Source organism: Succinivibrio sp., assembly GCF_045124615.1.
GTDB lineage: Bacteria > Pseudomonadota > Gammaproteobacteria > Enterobacterales > Succinivibrionaceae > Succinivibrio > Succinivibrio faecicola.
In genome coordinates, this window is record NZ_JBGVMC010000221.1 from 1 (window position 1) to 2,314 (window position 2,314).

General features: G+C 39.2%; 1 protein-coding gene and 1 pseudogene. Both read right to left on the minus strand.

Annotated features, from left to right (window positions below):
* Positions 1 to 322, minus strand: a pseudogene (locus ACJML3_RS05845) (flagellar hook-associated protein 3); the annotation flags it as partial.
* Between the two features lie 14 nt (positions 323 to 336).
* Positions 337 to 2,314 (minus strand): FlgK family flagellar hook-associated protein (locus ACJML3_RS05850; RefSeq protein WP_406021445.1); only part of this gene is annotated, 1,978 nt, incomplete at its 5' end.

Here is a 2,314-nt window from a genome sequence, read left to right on the forward strand (position 1 = left end):
CAAGACTGTTCTGATCGTTTGAGCCATCAACACACTGAATCAGTCTTGAATGGATACTTGATAAAGCAGACCACATTGATTCTAGAGCAGTTTCTTCCTCTGATAAGGTATTGTTGGCAAGACCGCCATCCTTGTTAAACTGTGTATATGCACTGATAGCACCTTCATACTTAACCTTTGAGGCCATTCCTGAAGGATCTTCACCTGCAGTCTGGAACTTTTCACCGGTATTGTATTTCTGAGCATTCTCGTCTACCTTTGAATTAGCATTCTGAATATATTTCAGAGAGCTGGTAAACTGCATTGTAGTTGAAATTCTCATTTACAATCCCTCCATTACATTGCATTTAACAGTGCATTAAATACAGTCTGACTTGCTTCAATAATCTTTGAACAAGCTGAGTATGACTGCTGGAACATAAGAAGATTTGCTGCCTCTTCATCAAGATTTACACCAGCACTTGAATCATACAGTTTCTGTGTCTGCTCCTGTTTTGCAACAGCTGCTTCATAGTTTGCACTTGCAGCTGAAACATCAGAGCCAACCTTAGCTAAAAGATTTGCATAACCGTCATTAAAGGTTGTAACCTGCTCTGAACCTGTTGTTCTTACAATAGTCTTGTTACGCAGTGCAATTAAGGCATTACCGTTTGAATTATCTGCCTGTCCACCTGTATTTATCTCGATGTAGAATTTGTCGTTATCCTTTACGGTACCGTTAACACTTACATCATAGCCATAATCCCTCATTGGTGTTGTTGTAAAGGCACCTGCTGTAGCATCATATGTCACTGCATTTGCAAGAACATTCACACCGTTGCAAGAAGCAGGAGCTCTACCTAAAAGGTTACCTGCACTATCTTTAATCAGATAATTACCTGCATTATCAATCTGAATCTGAGTTGGAGCACCAGCATTGAATACAGGGTGCTTTGTTGTAGGATCAACAGATACACCATAAGTAGCACCGGTATTTGTACATCTTGATAATGAGATTGTTGCATTACCGTAGTTGTCTGATGCAGTTCTTGTTCTTACAGCGGATGCAAAGGCAAAATCCTCTGGTTTTGATACATTTGATGAAACCAAAGAGCCTATCATCATTGTTGGCTGAACAAGGAAAATAGTACCATCATTCTTTAAGGTTGTAAGATCCTTGTTCATTGTCAGAGTAATACCATATTCTGACAGATTGATATAAGTCTTACCACCAGCTTCTGATACAGCGCCTGCAGGAAGATCAGCGGTAATATTTACCTTGCCTTTACCTTCCTCTACTCTGTATACGTTAAGTTCACCGTCAACAAAGGATACCTGGAAATCATAGCCCTGAACTTTTGAACCCTGACCTTCATTGAAGGTTGCCAAAATTGAGTTGTCGTTAATACCGCTCTGATTTGATGTACCCCATACTGAAGGAATGTTAAGAAGGTTATCACCTGCAATATCTTCAAGTGTGAAACCAGCCTTGTTCTGGACATTAAGAGCATCTGCAAGAGCTACAGTAAGTTTTCCAAGCTCTCGCATACTGTTTCTGATCTGATCGGTTGAATTTAAGTAACCACCTAATGAACCGCCAATCTGATTGTTGGACAGTTTTACCTTACCTGTATTCTGATTAGATGGGCCATTCAGACCGTTGTAATGCATGTAAACATCAGTTTTTGTATTATCAAACTGATTAGCTTCTGATGATAAAGTTGCATAGGTATCACCATTAGCAAGTAGCATACCCTGATCCATGTATACAGCAAGGCATCCATCCTGCTGCTCTTTAACATTGACTGATGCAAGATTTGACAGTTCGCCTATTAAACGATCGCGCTCATCCAACATCTGCATATAGATTTCATTGTTTACAGAATTGTCAGATAAAGACAGAGAACGGATCTGAGCATTTATCTTACATATAGCATAACTATAAGAGTTGATATCATCGATATCATCAGTAATCTTTGAATTGGTATCCTTTAAAGAATCAACCATTGATTCTGTAGCTGAATTAATACGCAGCACAAGGTTTTCTAATTTTGATTTAGCATTATTACGGCTGGCAGAAGAGGTAGGAGTATTTGCTGCTGTAGATAATTCATCAAAAAATGAAGATGCTGCTTTAGCAATAGACATATCAGCATCTGACAAAACACTGTCAGTAGTCTTCATACCAAGACCAAAAGCATTGTAGTAAGAAGCAATACCGTTATCAACAAAAAGCTGACGCTGAACGTATTTGTCATAAACACGACGGGTATAGGTTGCACCAACACCCCAGTCTACACATGATGTGTAGGTCTGTGTTTCCTTTCTAACATAG